Source organism: Pantoea sp. SGAir0215 (genome assembly GCF_043543215.1).
Window position 1 is genome coordinate 2,591,185 of the sequence record NZ_CP028031.1, and the last position, 18,117, is coordinate 2,609,301.

Genomic DNA, 18,117 nt, shown 5'->3' on the forward strand with positions numbered 1-18,117 from the left:
CACGATGCCGTTTAAAAAAGCAGACAGCAGCAAAGCGTTTATATGGCTGCAATGACACAGCATTGCAGAAAAGAGAAAAATGATATAAGGCTATTAAAATAGTGTGGCGCTTATTTAGTTTTGCGAAAAAAATAACATCTGATTACATCTCTTATGGTATTCCCTACAGTAATAATGCGGCGCTCAACTACACTTCCTGCGCTGCGCTATACAGTGTCGGCCTAAAGGTGGCAGTTTATTGATTGGTGTTAGCCCGGCATGCCGGGCTTTTTTTATGGCTACAAGTAATGAGTTATCGCTTAAGGATAAATTAAAAATAGGGTTTTATGCGTTGCCGGTTCATCACTGTACAGGCATTCAGCGTGGCTGATGACGTGAAATGTTCCCGTATTGAAAACGACAGGGTAACGGTTTAATGGCACGTGTCGCCACGCGATTTTGCCATAATTTTTTGTTTTAAAATTGTTTTTATGGCGTTTTCGTGTAGTGAGGCTGGCTGTCGCATCAGAAAGCAGCAGGACGCCGCTCTGCATTGTGAGGACGCGATGCAGGATTCCCCCCCTTACAGAACAGCACTCCAGCGTAAAGAAAAAATATTTAAATATGTCATTTAAAATACTGCTTTAATTTTCTTGATGGTTTTCCCTTTTAACAGGAAAAGTGAATGATAAAGGCGGGGGCTTAACGTCAGGCACAGAAAAAGGGGTGTTATTACGTTTTAAATGCGCGGCATTAAATTTTTAGAAAACAGCGTTGCAAAAATAACTGAGGCCTTTAAGTGAGTTGTTTTTTCAGGAGGGAGGTATGTATAAATGGCGTGTAAACAGAGCGGGAACTCCGTTTGATTATTTTTTTATGGCGCCGATATTTTATTTGACTGTCTGTATGTCGCCTCTTTTCTGAATCATATCAGACGTATTTCTTTTCTCTTTTACCAGGTAAAAACAATGACTATAACTCAGCGTCTTTTGTTCACGTTTTCGCTGCTTTCCGCAGCGCTGGTCGCTATGGTTGTCGTATCTGTCAGCGTGTCGCAAGGGTTTCAGACCCGCTTCAAATACGTTAACGAAAATACGGTCCCGTCAATCACCGGTATTTCAAAGATGATTGAAGGCAGTAATGCCGTCATCATCGCCCTTTATCATCAGAGCGTGACTGACCTGGCCAGGCAGGCTGTCATCGAAAAAGAAGTCAACGACACAATCAAACATATTCGTGCGCTTAATCAGCACTACCTTGCAGAGGACACGTCCAACGAGCAAGACAGGCAAATGACGGAAAAGGCGTTTACTATGATTAATAAAATAGAACGCGACCTGCCGGCCTTTCTGGCCGCCTCACGTGCTCAGAATGATGCTGTGTCTCTGGGAATGTTGCAGGGGACAACAGGGATTGGCGCCGAAGCCCGACAGCTCATTGCGAATTATCAGCAGCAACTTCAGCTCAATACCGATCTCGCCAATGCGCTCAGCAGAGAAAACGACAGAACCTATCATCATACGCTGTTAACCCTGATAACCGGCTCAGCCGCCGCTATTTTGCTGCTGGGGTTCTTTACCGTTAAGACAATTTTAGCCATTCGCCGCCAGCTGAATGCCATGCGCCTGACGATGGAGCAGGCCAGCGAAAACCTCGATCTCACTCTCAAAGCAGATGACACACGCTCTGATGAAATCGGCCTGACGGCAAAAGCGTTTAACCATCTGATTCAGACTGTGTCGCTGTCACTGAACGCAGTAGAAAGTGCCGCGCAGTCTGTCAGTACAGCGTCATCGCAAATGTCAGCGGGTAACGAGGATTTATCGGCAAGGACTGAAGAGCAGGCGGCATCACTTGAGCAAACGGCTGCCAGTATGTCAGAGCTGAGTGAAACGGTGCGTCAGACGGCAGAAAATACCCGACTGGCCAGCCAGTTAGCGAAAAATGCGCGTGAGATTTCAGAAGACAGCGCAGATCGGGTGAAAACAATGCTGACGACGATGGGCGATATACGCGAAAGCTCGGCCAAAATTACCGACATTATTTCTCTCATTGAGGGGATTGCCTTTCAGACCAATATCCTTGCCCTGAATGCGGCGGTCGAAGCCGCACGGGCAGGCGAGCAGGGCCGTGGTTTTGCGGTCGTGGCTGGCGAGGTGCGCAACCTGGCGCAGCGTTCGTCATCATCAGCCCGCGAGATTAAAGCGCTGATTGAATCGTCAATGGGCTTTGTGGAAGCCGGTGCGGTACAGGCTGAAGGGGTGGGTACAAATATGCACAAAATGAACGATGCCGTCCGGCAGGTTACCGATTTGGTCGATGAAATCTCTGTCGCCGCCCAGGAACAGTCTCAGGGAATTAGCCAGGTCCATCTGGCCGTCAATCAAATGGATGATGTGACGCAGCAAAATGCGGCCCTGGTGGAAGAAGCATCCTCTGCGTCGCGTTCATTAATGGAGCAGGCCTCAGCATTAAACCGCCTGGTTGCCACGTTTGTTATCCAGCGTGCAGGACCTGACGCGCTTAAGGAAGTGAAAAGCGCGATAGCTCCGCGCGCCATGACGCGCCCTGTCAGCAATATTGTTCTCGCTGCAGCGGAGACCAACTGGCAGAGTTTTTGAAAATCAACACAAACGCCTGTGCTGCTGAAAACGGGCGCAGGCTCTGAACGGGCAGGGGTCACCACAGATTCTCCGTGGTGATCTTGCGGTTCTTACAGAACGTGATCCTTGCAAAAAAACCCCCTGCCGGAGTAAGTTGAAATCCGCCTGACGTGTCACGTCACCGAGGCACGCCACGACCGGGCGTGCGATGACATAAACACGCAGGCTGTTCGCCGCTTCAGGCGGGAAACCCGGAAGGCAGAGCTCAATTCGTCATGCAGAAACCCAACCCTGAAGATGTGGCAGAGGCGTAAAGTGAAGGTGCAGGCAGGCGCGATGGGTTCCGGCGCTTCACCGCACGGAATGGCGGGCGAAGGGTCGCGCGCGTGCGCTTCCTGAAGAAGCCCTTTCAATGACGAACCTTAATTCTATACAGTCAGGTCACTATGAAACCATCACTGAGCAGATATGCGTTGGCCGTCTTTGCGAGTGCGGCTTTTCTCTTCCCGTCCCTGTCGGTTGTCGCCAGCCCGGTTCCGGCTGGCAACGTCCAGTCCGTGCCGCCGCAGGATGCGCCCTGTTGCGGCGCGCTCACGCCCAACGCGCAAAAGATTCTTGCCGTGCTTGACCATGCGGACGTGGAGCATTTATGGCTGAATCATCATCACGTCAACTGGGAAACGGGCAAGCCTGACAGACCGGATACCTATTCTGGTCCCGGTAATCATACGCACTGTAGCGCGTTTGCGGCGGCGGTAGGCGCACGCCTGGGCGTCTATATGCTCAGGCCGCCTCAGCACAGCCAGATTTTCCTGGCGAGCGCACAAACGCGCTGGTTTGACAGTAGTGAAGGGCGTCAGTCAGGCTGGATCAGGGTCAGCGATGCGTGGCACGCTCAGCAGCTGGCGAATAAAGGCATGCTGGTGGTGGTCGCCTATGAAAGCCCCGATCAGCACAGACCGGGTCATATCGCGGTTGTCAGGCCGTCACGTATCTCGCTGGCAAGATTACGCGCTGACGGTCCGGATATCACCCAGGCAGGCAGCCGAAATATGACGATCGGTCACGCCGCTGCCGCCTTTTCAGGCCATCGGGGCGCCTGGCCTGATGGGGTTAAATTCTTTGCACATGCACTACCGCAATAAGGGTATTCGGGGCGCGCTTAGCGCCTTGTTATCACCAGCCTGAGGGGTGCCATATTATGCTAAACAGGGTCCGTTATTTCCGGTCTGAAAACACAAGCACATGGTGAAACAGCCAGCCTGTAGCGCTGTTCGCTTCATGCAACCTGTTAAAGCTTTCTGCTGGCAGCAACACCTGGTGCGGGCAGACCTGTCTCCATTTCCTCTGAAACCGACCCGCTGTATGACGACCTGTAAGCCGTTCCCTGTTATCCGGTGTAACCGGTCTTATCAGCTGAACGACGGCGATCCCGGCTTCTTCCCGGAGCACATAATCCCTGCTATTCACAATCGAGTGGGTCTTTGTCGGGTAACCACTGACGAGACAGTGTCTGATTTCAGGCAGCGTCCGGGCCTGCATGATGTACGGATAAAAAAACGGCTATCTCTGCGCGGCGTCCCTTTTAGTAAGGAAACAGTTAAAAACCGCTGCGTTAGGAGAAAAAATGGCCGCCTTACATTGATGGGATGGCGAACTTTAAAGAGTGGGTAAAACCCATCCTGCGCATTCAGGCTGACGTGAGAATCAGGCGTAATTTTCCAACGATGCGCAATATCGCCTTGTTTCTCGCCTGCGCCCCTGGCGGTCTTGGTGTTTGTTTCAGGATTAACGCCTGACGTTATAAATCATTAACAGGCTTTTCATTACATTATCCTGTGGCGAGGGTTGAATACGTCATAAGCCTGTGAATCAAAGAGTTAGCGTGATTTTATATTGCATCGTGTGAGGAATACTTATATTACTAATTGACAAGCCGTGCGCTTCTCTGACGCTTCAGTGTGCAACAGACCCATCATAAGGTGACGTATGACAACAAAGCCCGCCGCTGAAATCAGGGTAGAGCCCGGTGTATTTAAGACGTTAAAAACCTTTCCGGCGACAGTTCACGCGCTGCTCATTTTTACCCTGATTATTCGGTTCAGCTATTTTATGGCCTGGCCATTTATCGCAATGATCATGACACAGAACTACCACATGTCGCCTGTTGCCATCGGTTGCGCGATGACCAGTAGTGCGCTGGTATCCGTGGGGCTGGGCATGTATGGCGGCCAGATTTCGGACAGGTTAGGACGACGGATTATTCTGCTGATGGGCTGTGGATTTTCGGCAGTCGGCTATATCCTTCTGGCGCAGGCGACGGGAGTCGGTCTGTTTATTACCGGCCTGATGATTATCGGCGTTTGCTTTGCGTGGGTCGATCCGCCTTTGCGTGCGTTAATGAGTGATTTACTGGGCGATCGTCGCCGCCGCGCACTGGCTTTGCAAGTGCGCTACTACCTGGTCAACGTCGCTGCGGTGTTGGGCCCCCTGGTGGGCATTGCTTTTGGCCTGACGTCTCAGAAAGGCACATTTCTGATAACCGGCCTGAGCTATTTCCCTTTTTTTATCTACGTGCTCCTGTTTATCCCGGCGGGTAAACCGGTGAACACGCCGCCGGCCGACAAGGTTTTCGCTGTTAGACTTCACCAGGTTATGGGAATTATTATCAGAGATAAAATTTTTGTGGCCGGGCTTTTGTGCAGCACATTGTGCAGTATCGTTTTTATTCATTTTGAAGCGGTACTGCCCCAGTACCTTCTGTTACTGAACAGCGACGCGGCTGTAAAGCTGGTGACGTTAATACTGGTCACGAATGCCTCGACCGTGCTGGTATTTCAAACCTTTCTGGTCCGCATTATGGCGAGGATGCATTTACCTCAGCGAATTCTGTTGGGTGCAGTGATTTTCTTTTTCTCACAGCTGTGTTTTTTCTCCCTGCGAACAGCGGATAGTTGGCTTTGGCTGTCTGTCACCGTGTTGTTTAGTGCAGGCGAAGCGATTCTGATGCCGAACCTGAATATTTTACTCGACCAGTTGGCACCCGCAGAACATCGAGGTGCCTACCTGGGCGCCTCAACATTGTCAACGCTCGGTATTGCTGCCGGGCCGCTACTGGGTGGTGTGATGCTGGCCATGACCGGGCCGGGCGTATTTATAAGCACGGCCATGCTGAGCCTCCTGCTCTGCGCCATTATTTATGTCAACAGGCAACGTATGCTGGCACGTTTGCAGGCGAAATCGTGAAGGCACCTGTATAGCGCAAACGGGAGGCGGTCACGGCAACTGACATGCGCAGCAACGAACCAGAAGATCGGGTCAGGCGTGATAACTGTCCGGCGGGGAGGTCAGGATGCCGAACCGGCAAGAGCGTCGGCAGGGCAGGTCTACGATGCAAACCGGTTTACAAAGCACGATGAGGTGAAGAGGGAAGCCTGTATTCAGCTATGTGGGCAGGAAAGGCAGGCTGTTTTGCACAGCTTGCCTTGTGGGCTCGGTGAGAATTCACGCCTATTGTGCCCGTGTCAGCCGGCTAATCACAAATGCTAGCGTTGAGCGGGGCCTGCAACAGATGACTTGCCTGCTGCAAACCCGCATCCCTCTGTTCAGGCCGGTGTCTGATCGTCCCGTATTTCCTCCCGCGCCGCATGGCGAGTGGCATTGGCGACCGTGCCGTGGTCGATCAGTTTTGCCTGCAACAGCAGATTATACACGGGCGCATGGGGCCGGTTCAGACGGTTCTGCAGAAGCTGGATGGCTTCGTAGCCCAGCTCCCGACACGGGACGGCAAAGCCTGTCACCGGCCTGCCGGCCGCGCCCGCCAGCTGACTTGCCAGATCGGTCGTCATCAGTGAGATATCTTCGGGAATACGCAAGGAACGTGCCGCCAGCACAGTCTGAACGCCGGTAATAATCCCTTTGCCCACCGGCACTATCACATCGGGCCACTCCTCACGCGGATGTTCGTCCAGCCAGCCATTCAGGGCGGCTTCGGTTTCATGCTCAGAATAGGCTTCAACCACAATCAGGTCCTTCTGCGCGCTAAAAGGCAGGTGAAAATGGCGGTACGCGTCTTTAATTCCCTCCAGCCGCAGAAACAGCGTTTCACGGCGCAGACAGGTGACGGTCAAAACCCGGCGGTGCCCTTGCTCAAACAGGTGCTGCATGGCGCTGAACCCAATCGCATGGTGATCGGGGGAGACCGCATCCAGTTTCATGTCTTTATCGCGGGAATTTATCAGGACGCAGGGTTTATTCAGCGAGGCTGCCAGGCTGAATATCGCCTGATCGTCGGTGCCGATGATGATGATCGCATCGTTGCTTTTTGCGCCCGCCTTCTCCAGAAACAGTTTCACATCGGCACGCTGTTCCTCCAGTGGGCAGTAACTGATGTGCACATCATGGCTGGCACAGGCTTCGGCAATCCCGCGCGTCACTTCCAGATAGAAGTGATCGCCGCGCGGCGCAAAGGTCCGGGCGGGCGCAAAGACCACCAGACCGTTAATTAACAGGCGGCTGCTGACCATGTCGTGCAACACACCCAGTTGACGTGCACAGCGCACAATCGCATTACGGGCTTTTTCACTGGTATAAGCCTTGCCGCTCAGTACGCGCGAAACGGTACTGACAGAGTACCCGGTTTTTGCCGAAATTTCGTCCATCCTGAGCTTGCCCGCCATAGTGTGATCCCCGTCCCAATCAATTTTTGCAATTTTTTGCAGCCGTAGTGGCTTGATAGTAATGCGGTTTTACATGCTGTTCACAAACTACCTTGCCGCTCTGCGAACATTCTCACAAAAACAGTTTGTCCCACGACAGCCGCTTTTCTATGTTCCTCGCAAAGACAACAGCGACGGTCAAAGACGGAGAAGTGGCATGTTAAAAATTGCGATAGTAGGTATGGGTAATATTGCCAATTTACATATTCAGGCGTTTTTGCAGTTTCCCGAACGCGGCAAAATTGTGGCGGTGGTGGATGTGTACCCGGACAAAGCCCGCGATAAATTGCAGCGTTACGGCCTGAAGGATGTACGCGTGTACAGCGATCATCTCGCCATGCTGGCGGATGGCGCAGATATCGATGTGGTGGATGTCTGCACGCCGCCTTATGTGCACGCCGAGAATACGATAGCGGCGCTACAGGCAGGCAAACATGTGCTGTGCGAGAAGCCGATGGCGGCATCGCTTGAAGAGTGCGATGCCATGATCGCGGCGCAAAAGGCCAGCGGCAAAGTGCTCTCCGTGGTGGCGCAGAACCGCTTTACCGATGCCTTCTGGCGGTTAAAAGCGGCCGTGGATTCCGGCCTGGCAGGAAAGATTTGTCACGCCCAGGTTGATTCATTGTGGTGGCGCGGTCATGCCTACTACGACTTGTGGTGGCGCGGGACATGGGAAAAAGAAGGTGGGGGCTGCACGCTCAATCATGCTGTGCACCACATCGATGCGCTGCAATGGATGCTCGGCGCACCGACGGACGTGGTCGCCATGATGAGCAATGTCGCCCATGACAATGCGGAGGTCGAAGATCTCAGTGCCGCTATTTTCCGTTACCCGAACGGCACGCTGGCACAGCTGACGGCCTCGGTGGTGCATCACGGTGAAGATCAAAAAATCATTTTACAGGGCGAGAAAGCGCGGCTCTCTGCGCCCTGGCAACCCGTTGCTTATCAGGCGGCGGAAAACGGCTTTCCGGAACAGGATCATCACATCGCGCTGGAAAACGAACTGGACCAGCTGTATGCGCAGATCCCGTCCTTGACATGGACACTGCATGCCGGTCAGGTGGATGACTTTTTCTCGGCCATTGAGCAGCAGCGTGCGCCGCTGGTAGACGGTGAGCAGGGCAAGCAATCCCTGGCGTTAATCACCGCCATCTACAAGTCGGCTATAACCCATACCACCGTCACGCTGCCGATTGCCAGCAACGACACCTTCTACCGTACCGGTGGCCTGATTGCCAGCGCACCGCACTTTTATGAAAAACAGGCCTCCGTGGAAAATTTCGCGGATGAGGATGCGATCCCGTTAGGCAAAAACTTTGCGTGAGGACAACACCATGAATCAAAAGGATGGCATGAACTACGCGCCGAAAGGCAAACCCCAGCCGGTTTTGAACCCAGGCGAGTTTATTATCGCTGCCGCCGGGCTGGATCATGGGCATATCTATGCGATGTGCAATGGCCTGACTGAAGCCGGGGCGACGCTGAAATGGGTTTATGACCCGGACGCGACCAAAGTCGACAGGTTCCTGCAACAGTTTCCGCAGGCTCAGGCGGCGGATTCCCTGGACACGATCCTCGCTGACACACAGGTGCGGCTGGTGGCAGGGGCGGCCATTCCCTCGGAACGCTGTGCGCTGGGACTGAAAGTCATGGCGGCCGGGAAAGATTACTTCACCGATAAAGCTCCACTCACCAGCCTGGAACAGCTGGACGATGCCAAAGCCATGTGCGCCAGAACCGGCCGCAAATATGCGGTGTACTACAGCGAGCGTCTGCACGTTGAGAGCGCGGTTTTCGCGGGACAGCTGGTGGAACAGGGCGCGATTGGACGGGTGGTGCAAACGCTGGGCACGGGCCCGCATCGCGAAGGAACCGGCCGTCCGGACTGGTTCTATCAACGTCGCTACTTTGGCGGCATTTTGTGCGATATCGGCAGCCACCAGATCGAGCAGTTTCTCTATTACACCGGCAATAGTCAGGCCCGTGTGGTTGCCAGTCAGGTGCGCAATTTTCACCATCCGCACCATCCGCAGTTTGAAGATTTCGGCGAGGCGATGCTGGCAGGGGAAAATGGCGCAACCGGCTATTTTCGCTGTGACTGGTTCACCCCGGAAGGCTTATCGACCTGGGGCGACGGGCGAATGACGCTGCTCGGAACCGACGGTTACATCGAAATTCGCAAGTATACCGATCTCACGCGTGACGAGCAGGATGTGGTTTACCTGGTGAATCAGGACGGTGAGTTTCGCTACAGCGTGGCGGGCACGGTGGGTTTCCCGTTCTTTGGCCAGTTGATCACCGACTGTCTGCATCGCACCGAGCACGCCATGACGCAGGAACATGCGTTTAAAGCGGCTGAACTGTGTATCAAAGCCCAAATGTTAGCTAACGCGGTGTAGTCAGCCCGCACGCCCATTCTTTTCCAATTCTGTTGATAACAGCGACGGCAGGCACTGGCTTGCCGTTATAAAACACCGACCAGAACAGGAAGCAGATAAATGGTTAAACCGACTGAACGTCGCGTCGGGTATGGCGTAGCAACAGGCTACGGCATTACCGACTTATTTGGGGGCGGTGCCTTTGCAGTGATAGGTGCCTGGTTACTGTTTTTTTATACCACCTACTGCGGGTTATCGGTGCTGGAAGCCGGATCCATCTTCGCCATCGCCAGGGTGATTGATTCCGTACTGAGTCCGATCATGGGTTACATCACGGATAATTTCGGCCATACCTGGGCCGGGCGCAAATTCGGCCGTCGTCGTTTCTTCTTGTTAATTTCCTCGCCTCTGATGCTGCTGTACGGCGCATTATGGGTCACGGATATGAACTACTGGTATTATCTTGGCACCTATCTCACCATCGAATTGTTATCTGCCATGGTGCTGGTGCCGTGGGAAACCCTGTCGTCAGAAATGACCAACCGTTTCAGTGAACGCACTCGCCTTTCCGGCGTGCGGATGATGTTTTCCTCGCTGGGAAGTTTTCTCGCGGTCTCGGTACCGGGCGTCATCATGACGTACACGGGCAAAGACAACGCCATCACCTATACACTCACGGGCGTGATTTTCTCAGTGATTTACTGCGTCGCGGTATTTATTACCTGGTATACCACCTGGGAAGCGAAAGATATTCAGGATGCAGACGAGGTTCAAAAGCCACCGGCACCCGCGCGTCATTTTCTTTCGCATGTGAAACACATGTTTGTGGATCTCGCCTCGTCATTTAAAATTCGGGCGTTTCGTCAGCATCTGCTCATTTATATCTGCTCGTTCACAGCGATGGATGTGTTTCTTGCCGTTTTTACCTATTTCGTTATTTATGGGTTAAAACAGGATGCCTCATTAGCCTCGCTGCTTCTGAGTAATATGATGTTTATGTCTATCCCCGGCACCTTTTTATTTATGCTGTTGCTGGGCAGATTTTCTATGACGCCCTCTAACGCCTTGAGACTCTCTTATATATCTATTGCCGTCGTGCTGCTTTTTCTGTATGCCGTTTATCTCTGGCAGTGGCATGTACCCGTGCTGTTATTTAGCGCCGCCTTCCTGTTTATGGGGATAGCGCGCGCGGGGCTGTATTATATTCCGTGGAATATTTACAGCTTCATTCCCGATATTGATGAAATGGTAACCCGTCAGCGCCGGGAAGGCATCTTCGCGGGCGTCATGGTGCTTACGCGCAAAAGTTCGGTCGCGATTGCCATCTTTATTATTGGCGTGGTGCTCCAGGAAAGCGGGTTTGCCAAGGGGAACGGCGCTCAGCCTGATAGCGCAATCACCGCCATTGTCCTGCTGATGGCAGGCGTGACATGCGCGCTTCTGGCCGTGAGTTTCTGGCTGACGTTCCAGTTCAAACTGACCCAGCGCAGCCACAAATTGCTGATTAAAGAAGTCGCACGCCGTAAGCTGGGCGGTTCACCTAAAGACTGTGATGCCGAAACCCGTGAGGTGATCAAAGCGCTGACCGGCTATGCCTATGATGATGTCTGGGGCGCCAGTAAAAAAAGAACCTCTACAGGATGCTGCTGTAAAGTCAGAACTGAAAGGGTAAGCGAACAGGCCGTTAGCGTGACTCACCGGAGAAATATAAACCGCCAGAAGCGTCAATGGCCAGCCAGAAATAAGCAGAACGGATAAATGAATATCACGCGACGCGAGTGGATATGATTTTTCGTCGTCATTTTCCCGCTATTTGGCGGGCGCTGCCTGCCCATGATTATGCAAATGAAAGGTGACGCCGGCTCGCTATTTACGCGTAATTTAAAATTCTGCCTTTTAAGCGAAACACGGTGGGTAACGCCGTTGGGACACAAAAAGCGCATGGGCTGCAATTAACCGCAGCGAGGTAACATTTTGCAAAAATTAAATCAGGCTTTGCGCCCTGCTTAACAGGCGTGTTCCCAATCCTGTACCAGGCTTAAGCAAAAGTCATTGATACAGGTTGGGATAAAAATGAAAGAAACGAATCGTACTTTTGGGGTCAAACCGTATGGCGGCTCAGCGGGTGGCTGGGGCGCATTAAAAGCTGTAGCGGATGCGATTCGGGGACAAATGGCGGTGAAACAGGACGTCATTGCCCTGTTCAGGGTGAACCAGCCCCAGGGCTTTGATTGCCCCGGCTGCGCCTGGCCTGATCCGCAGCATACGTCTTCTTTTGAGTTTTGCGAAAACGGGGCCAAAGCGGTGTCGTGGGAAGCCACCAGTAAGCGTGCCACGCCCGATTTTTTCGCGGCTAACAAGGTCAGCGATTTGTGGGCGCGCAGCGCGTTGGATCTGGAAGGCGAAGGGAGGCTGACCCATCCGATGAAATATGATGCGGCCAGCGATACCTATCAGCCCATCGCATGGGAAACGGCCTTTCGTGAAATAGGTGAGCGGCTGCGCAGCTATAGCGATCCGAACATGGTTGAGTTTTATACCTCTGGCCGCGCATCGAATGAAGCCGCTTTTCTCTGGCAGTTGTTTGCCCGCGAATACGGTACCAATAACTTCCCAGACTGTTCCAACATGTGCCACGAACCGACCAGTGTGGGGTTGCCGGAATCCATCGGCGTAGGAAAGGGCACCGTCGAGCTGGATGACTTTGACCATTGCGACCTTGTCTTATGTATTGGTCATAACCCGGGCACCAACCATCCGCGCATGTTGGGCACGCTCAGAGAGGTGTCAAAACGTGGTGCGACGATTGTTGCGATTAATCCGTTACGCGAACGCGGGCTGGAGCGGTTTACCTCACCGCAAAGCCCGATTGAGATGCTGTCGATGGGCTCAACCAAGCTGGCGTCAACCTATTATAAAGTGCGCGTAGGCGGTGACGCGGCCATGTTGAAAGGGATGATGAAATTCCTGCTCGCCATGGATGCGACGGCCAGAGAACAGGGCGAACCGGGTGTGCTGGATGAGGCCTTTATTCATGAACACACTGAGGGCTTCGAGGCGCTGAAGGCCGATCTGGAGGCGACCAGTTGGGCGCACATTCTGAAAGTTTCAGGGATGGAGCGTGAAGAGATTCAGCATCTTGCCCGGCTGTATGCGGAGGCGGATCGCACCATTATTTGCTACGGCATGGGCATTACACAACATCAGTACGGAACACAAAATGTACAGCAAATCGCGAATCTGTTGCTGATGCGCGGCAACATGGGCAAAAAGGGGGCTGGCATTTGTCCGCTGCGCGGCCACTCCAATGTTCAGGGTGATCGCACGGTTGGGATTACCGAAATCCCGTCTGACAGTCTGCTGAACAGTCTGGAAAAAGTGTTTGGCTTTACGCCGCCCAGACAACACGGTCACGGCGCGGTTGAGGCAATTCGCGCCATCCGTGACGGCAGTGCTAAAGCGCTGCTGTGCCTTGGCGGCAACCTGGCTGAAGCCATGTCTGACCCACAGGTCACCTTTCCTGCCATGCGCAATCTGGATTTGGTGGTGCATATGGCGACGAAGTTGAACCGTTCACATCTGTTGATGGCAAAGCACAGTTATCTTTTTCCGGTACTGGGACGCACGGAGGTGGATGAGCAACCCTCGGGTGCGCAAAGTGTCACGGTTGAGGATTCCATGTCGATGGTACATGCTTCACGAGGCACGCTCGATCCCGCCTCGCCGCACCTGAAGTCAGAGCCGCTGCTGGTGGCCAGCCTGGCGAAAGCCACATTGCCTGATACGGTTGTCGACTGGGACAAGATGACGCGTGATTACAGTAATATCCGCCAGGCCATTGAAGCGGTGTTTCCGGGCTTCGAAAATTATAATCAACGCATTCAACAACCGGGTGGTTTTCGCCTGCCCAATGGCGCATCCGAGCGCATCTGGCACACGCCGTCAGGAAAAGCGCAGTTCCTGGTGATGGCGGGCATCAATGAAGATCCACGCTCACTGACCTGCCACGATCTGGTGCTGACGACATTGCGCAGCCACGACCAATACAATACAACGCTCTATGGTCTGAACGATCGCTACCGGGGCGTAACAGGACGCCGGGATGTGCTGTTTATCAACTCGGATGAGGCCGAAAAACGGCAGTTACGCGTCGGCGAGCAGGTCAACGTCATCGCCCTGGACCCGGACGGCAACCCGACTTCAAGGCGCATGGATAAGCTGACCATCGTGGTGCACGATATGGCCTATGGTTCGGTCGCAGCCTATTATCCGGAAGCGAACGTACTGGTACCGCTGGACAGCCATGATACCAAAAGTGGTATACCGGCCTATAAAAGCACCCCTGTCAGGCTCGAACGCGTTCAGCCTGAAAGCGCACTGGCCGGCTCTGCCACACGTCGTTAGCCCGGTATTCACAGAACGTGTGCGCCCTCTGAGAGAAGCGGTACGCAGCGGGCGCAGAATCGCGTCGCCACCGCATTGTGCGCCGCCAGTGGCATTGAGTTGTATGGGGCGCATCACTGGGGGCGTGCACCGCCGGGGATGCGTAACCGGAAAAGGCGGCCCGGAACTAACCTGTCCGGCGCAATCACCGCCATGCTATGGCCCGCGTTAGTCCACGGTCTTTCATAAAACGTCAGGATTGAAGGACAAATGAGTGCGTTTACTGTAAGGCTGGGGTCACGCATATCCACACCAGAACAGCACGCAAGGGGAGTGTCAGAACGCAAGGGAAAGCGCCGGAGAACATACCGCAGCCACGCGGAGTGAAGGGAAAACGCTAACCTGTTTGCGGAATGAAGAGGGGAAGGGCAGCATTAACGCGAACCGGCTACTGAACGCTGATTTGGCTGGCCTGCCAGATCAGATGGTGATCGTAAGACTTACGCTGATGAGCTGGCAGCGGCACAGAGGTGTCCACGCAGACATCCACACTAAAGCCCTGTGCCGTTAACCGGATGGCCTCAAGCAGCACATCCGTGTTCTGTACTTCACCTGCAATCTCAAGCAACAGCGGTACGCTGGCCGAGCGAGAGGCAGCGCGGGTCACACAGGCGTGATGATGCTCCGTGACATGTTCAAAGCGGGCAAGCCTGCGCGCAGCGCCACGACGCTGGTCCTCGCGCAGCCAACTGCAGAGTGGACGCATTAAAGACCGGACAAAATCGTCACCGGCAAAGTCACGACTCAGGCTACGGATAACCCGGATCAACTGCCTGTCTGAACCAAACTCCAGGCTGGTCAGGATTTCGCCACGGCGGGCGGGCCAGCCATACGTCATTACGCCCTCTGATTGCCTGCGGCCATCGTGTATTTCCTGCGCCGTTGCGCCGTGGGCATTGGCTGACATGACTTCGCGGATTTCTTCGAGCTGGGCTTCTGTCCAGTAGTCTGTCACGGGATCTACAGCAACAAGTCCATACCGTTGCCAGCGTCGTACATTGGTCAGGGAGGCGCCTGTGAGCGCACAAAGCGTGTCGGATGACAACATAAAAACTCCTGTTTATAAAAATCAGATGTGCGCCAGCGCCAGGAAGATAAGCGGCCTTTCTGGCGTTGCGCGTTTCGATGGAGGTATAAAGAGATGCTCGCCAGCGCGGCAAAGGCAGACGGGCGAAATCGCAAAGGGAACTAGCCCGTACGACGGCTGACTTTTCCCCCTTTACGGCCCGCCTCTACTGCACGCTCGGGGTTGTTCCTGAAGTTTCCGCTACTGTTTTTGCCGCCTTTCCGACCCGCTTCAGAGGCTCTCTCGGGGTTTGCTGCAAAATTTCCTGCGCCGCCACGATATTTGACCATGGGTCTGTCCTCTCTCATTTCATCATTAACAGTGGAAAGCCTCATTTTGGTCGATGGTTTCTGATAATTCCAATGCGAAACAATACAATGGAAAAAATAAAAAACTGTTTTTTTAATACCGCTTCGTCTTGAAAGGTTTTTTATTCTTTGAAAGTGAGGATTATTAGCATTAAATTTGTACGAAAGTTTCATTCCATGTACAGCTTTACTGCCCGATTTTTTTAAGACGAATCTTAACTTTTTTATAGCCTGTCGGCCTGACGGCGACATATTCATGCTGCCACGCAACGATCCCATTTTCTTTTTTTACCCAACAGAAACGCTCAATCCGCTTATCAACACACAGGGCGCGATAGCATTTTTTGATGTCAGTGAATGCCACTATTTTCATAGCTGGCGTTGGGGGCGTCCTGTTATGTTTTAACCGACGAAACGGGAGGTCGTCTTTTTAAACAGCCAGGCGAGAAAATAAAGCGGTATATTCACTCGCGCGACAGGCACGGGGAGCCTTTTTTAGGCGCAGGGTTTTATTTAGAGCGCGATGAGTAATGAATATTCACAATCGCCGTGGCTTTTCCTGAGCGCGCGCTGTTGCCGCTGACGGATGACTGAAATACATTACCTGCTCCTGACGACAGACCACTCTCTTTTATTTCCAGGCAGCGTTAGTGTGCCCCTGATCAATAAGGCCGTTAACACGTGGCCGACGCCCACAGGTAAAGCTTAATGGCAGAGCACGGTATTACAGGGCAGGCGTCAGACGTGGTAGCGTCGTTTTCTGAGGCTGGCAAAAGGTTGAGTGGGATGCTGCGGGAGCACGTGGTGGTGCGTAAACAGATTGTCTTTTAACCGTGAAGGGATGTCAGCCTAAGGCTGAGTATTTATTTTGCCTGAAAATTGCCGTTCTACACGCCTAAATGTAACCTCTTGTTAATTTTTTGACGAATGAAAGCAGTCGCATTTAAACAAGAGAAGCGAGTTTTATGGTGATTATCTTGTTGTTTTTCGCTTTTATTTTCCGCCCTCCGTTGCGGTTGCGCGGCAGTATTAAAAGCGCTAAACAAAGCGGCGAATGTTTTATCCGCCACGCTTGCAGATTAACAGGCGCGTTATAACCTTAACAGTGCCATGCAAATGGTGAAGCAAAGAAGCAGACAACTTTAACCTGAAGAGGAAATATTATGACTGAACATCGTGGCGGATCAGGTAATTTCGCGGAAGATAAAGAGAAAGCTTCTGAAGCCGGTAAAAAAGGCGGCCAGAACAGCGGCGGCAATTTCAAAAACGATCGTGAAAAAGCCTCAGAAGCCGGTAAGAAAGGGGGCCAGAACAGCCATCGTGGCTCCTGATACCGGCTTATAAGGGACTGAACAGCGGAGCAGGGACTGCTCCATGATTGCATTATGTCCCACCGTTTCCGCAGGCATGATCAATGCCCAGGCTAATTCATCAGAGACGGCATCGATCCACGCACGAAAAAGCCCGGTCAGTGCCAGGCTGTTCTTACACAAAGGGATGATAACGACAAGGCAGGGATGGCAGGCGAGTCACGTCAGCGCGCTCACCTGCTACAGATTACCCGCGTGAACTACGCTGAAAGCTCCTGACGGACAATAGCCGCGCCCGCGCTTAAGGCATGGAGCTTGCCACGCGCCACCTCACGGGATAATGGCGTCATACCGCAGTTGGTTGACGGATAGAGTTTGTCGGCATCCACAAACTGCAACGCCTTACGCAGCGTCGCGGCCACTTCTTCCGGCGTTTCAATGGTATTGGTTGCTACATCAATGGCACCCACCATGACTTTTTTACCCCGAATCAGCTCAATCAGCTCCATCGGCACGCGCGAATTCTGACATTCCAGCGAAACGATATCGATTTTTGATTTTTGCAGTTTCGGGAAGACTTCTTCATATTGACGCCATTCCGTCCCCAGCGTCTTCTTCCAGTCGGTATTGGCTTTGATACCGTAGCCGTAGCAAATATGCACAGCGGTTTCGCACTTCAGGCCTTCCACAGCGCGTTCCAGCGCGGCGATGCCCCAGTCGTTGACTTCATCAAAGAACACGTTAAAAGCGGGCTCATCAAACTGAATAATGTCGATGCCAATCGCTTCTAACTCTTTGGCTTCCTGATTCAGAATTTTGGCAAATTCCCAGGCCAGCTTTTCACGACTCTTGTAATGGCCGTCATACAGCGTATCAATCATGGTCATCGGACCCGGCAGCGCCCATTTGATCGGTTGCTTAGTCTGCTGACGCAAAAATTTCGCATCGTCAATAAAGACGGGTTTCTGACGGCTAACCGCGCTGATCACCGTCGGTACGCTGGCATCATAACGATTACGGATACGGACAATTTCGCGCTTCTCGAAATCAACACCATTCAGGTGCTCAATAAATGTCGTCACAAAGTGCTGGCGCGTTTGTTCACCGTCGCTGACGATATCAATACCGGCCTGGATTTGATCGTCCAGAATTAAACGCAGCGCATCTTTTTTCCCTTCAGCCAGTTCTGAGCCTTGCAGCTTCCAGGGCGACCACAGCGTTTCAGGCTGAGCCAGCCAGGATGGCTTCGGTAAACTGCCTGCGGTTGAGGTAGGTAACAACATTTTCATAATAGGTGACCTTGTATTTC

The 18,117-nt window shown here is 53.0% G+C and carries 12 protein-coding genes; 8 read left to right on the forward strand and 4 right to left on the reverse strand.

From position 1 onward, the window contains the following. Nucleotides 1-947 precede the first annotated feature (947 nt). The 3 genes from C1N64_RS12195 to C1N64_RS12205 all read left to right on the forward strand — a co-directional run bounded on the left by C1N64_RS12195 (nt 948) and on the right by C1N64_RS12205 (nt 5,828). The gene (locus C1N64_RS12195; RefSeq protein WP_394514833.1) at nt 948-2,600 is read left to right on the forward strand and encodes a methyl-accepting chemotaxis protein; all 1,653 of its coding nucleotides are present in this window, start codon (nt 948-950) and stop codon (nt 2,598-2,600) included. Between the two features lie 428 nt (nt 2,601-3,028). Further along, nucleotides 3,029-3,727 (forward strand): hypothetical protein, encoded by a 699-nt coding sequence (locus C1N64_RS12200; protein WP_367143074.1) that lies wholly within the window; start codon nt 3,029-3,031, stop codon nt 3,725-3,727. Between the two features lie 844 nt (nt 3,728-4,571). Next, a complete protein-coding gene (locus tag C1N64_RS12205) occupies nt 4,572-5,828 on the forward strand; it encodes an MFS transporter (RefSeq protein ID WP_162285661.1) in 1,257 nt (418 codons plus the stop codon). Nucleotides 5,829-6,187: 359 nt separating this feature from the next. Here the strand turns inward: C1N64_RS12205 and C1N64_RS12210 are convergent, their stop codons facing one another. Next, on the reverse strand, nt 6,188-7,261 hold the full coding sequence (locus tag C1N64_RS12210; protein WP_033741281.1) for a LacI family DNA-binding transcriptional regulator: 1,074 nt from the start codon (nt 7,259-7,261) through the stop codon (nt 6,188-6,190). A 196-nt stretch (nt 7,262-7,457) separates the two neighbouring features. Here C1N64_RS12210 and C1N64_RS12215 point away from each other — a divergent pair, with 196 nt between their 5' ends. The 4 genes from C1N64_RS12215 to C1N64_RS12230 all read left to right on the forward strand — a co-directional run bounded on the left by C1N64_RS12215 (nt 7,458) and on the right by C1N64_RS12230 (nt 14,085). Continuing rightward, nucleotides 7,458-8,627 carry a Gfo/Idh/MocA family protein gene (locus C1N64_RS12215; RefSeq protein ID WP_054687784.1) on the forward strand — a complete coding sequence of 390 codons (1,170 nt, stop codon included), beginning with the start codon at nt 7,458-7,460 and terminating at the stop codon, nt 8,625-8,627. Between the two features lie 10 nt (nt 8,628-8,637). Then, nucleotides 8,638-9,702 (forward strand): Gfo/Idh/MocA family protein, encoded by a 1,065-nt coding sequence (locus tag C1N64_RS12220; RefSeq protein ID WP_367143071.1) that lies wholly within the window; start codon nt 8,638-8,640, stop codon nt 9,700-9,702. 99 nt (nt 9,703-9,801) lie between these two features. Continuing rightward, entirely contained in the window at nt 9,802-11,439 is a 1,638-nt protein-coding gene (locus tag C1N64_RS12225; protein ID WP_375096265.1) for an MFS transporter, read from the forward strand. Between the two features lie 315 nt (nt 11,440-11,754). Beyond that, entirely contained in the window at nt 11,755-14,085 is a 2,331-nt protein-coding gene (locus C1N64_RS12230; protein ID WP_367143069.1) for an FdhF/YdeP family oxidoreductase, read from the forward strand. A 427-nt stretch (nt 14,086-14,512) separates the two neighbouring features. Here C1N64_RS12230 and C1N64_RS12235 read toward each other — a convergent pair whose 3' ends face one another. Both C1N64_RS12235 and C1N64_RS12240 read right to left on the reverse strand, forming a co-directional pair. Further along, on the reverse strand, nt 14,513-15,172 hold the full coding sequence (locus tag C1N64_RS12235; RefSeq protein ID WP_110267546.1) for a hypothetical protein: 660 nt from the start codon (nt 15,170-15,172) through the stop codon (nt 14,513-14,515). A gap of 140 nt (nt 15,173-15,312) precedes the next feature. After that, the gene (locus tag C1N64_RS12240) at nt 15,313-15,480 is read right to left on the reverse strand and encodes a con-10 family general stress protein (protein WP_006119050.1); all 168 of its coding nucleotides are present in this window, start codon (nt 15,478-15,480) and stop codon (nt 15,313-15,315) included. 1,181 nt (nt 15,481-16,661) lie between these two features. On the opposite strand from C1N64_RS12240, the gene C1N64_RS12245 reads away from it, so the two are divergent. Next, nucleotides 16,662-16,829 carry a con-10 family general stress protein gene (locus C1N64_RS12245; RefSeq protein ID WP_006119054.1) on the forward strand — a complete coding sequence of 56 codons (168 nt, stop codon included), beginning with the start codon at nt 16,662-16,664 and terminating at the stop codon, nt 16,827-16,829. Nucleotides 16,830-17,068: 239 nt separating this feature from the next. Here C1N64_RS12245 and C1N64_RS12250 read toward each other — a convergent pair whose 3' ends face one another. Next, the gene (locus C1N64_RS12250; RefSeq protein ID WP_133745206.1) at nt 17,069-18,097 is read right to left on the reverse strand and encodes a methionine synthase; all 1,029 of its coding nucleotides are present in this window, start codon (nt 18,095-18,097) and stop codon (nt 17,069-17,071) included. Nucleotides 18,098-18,117 lie beyond the last annotated feature (20 nt).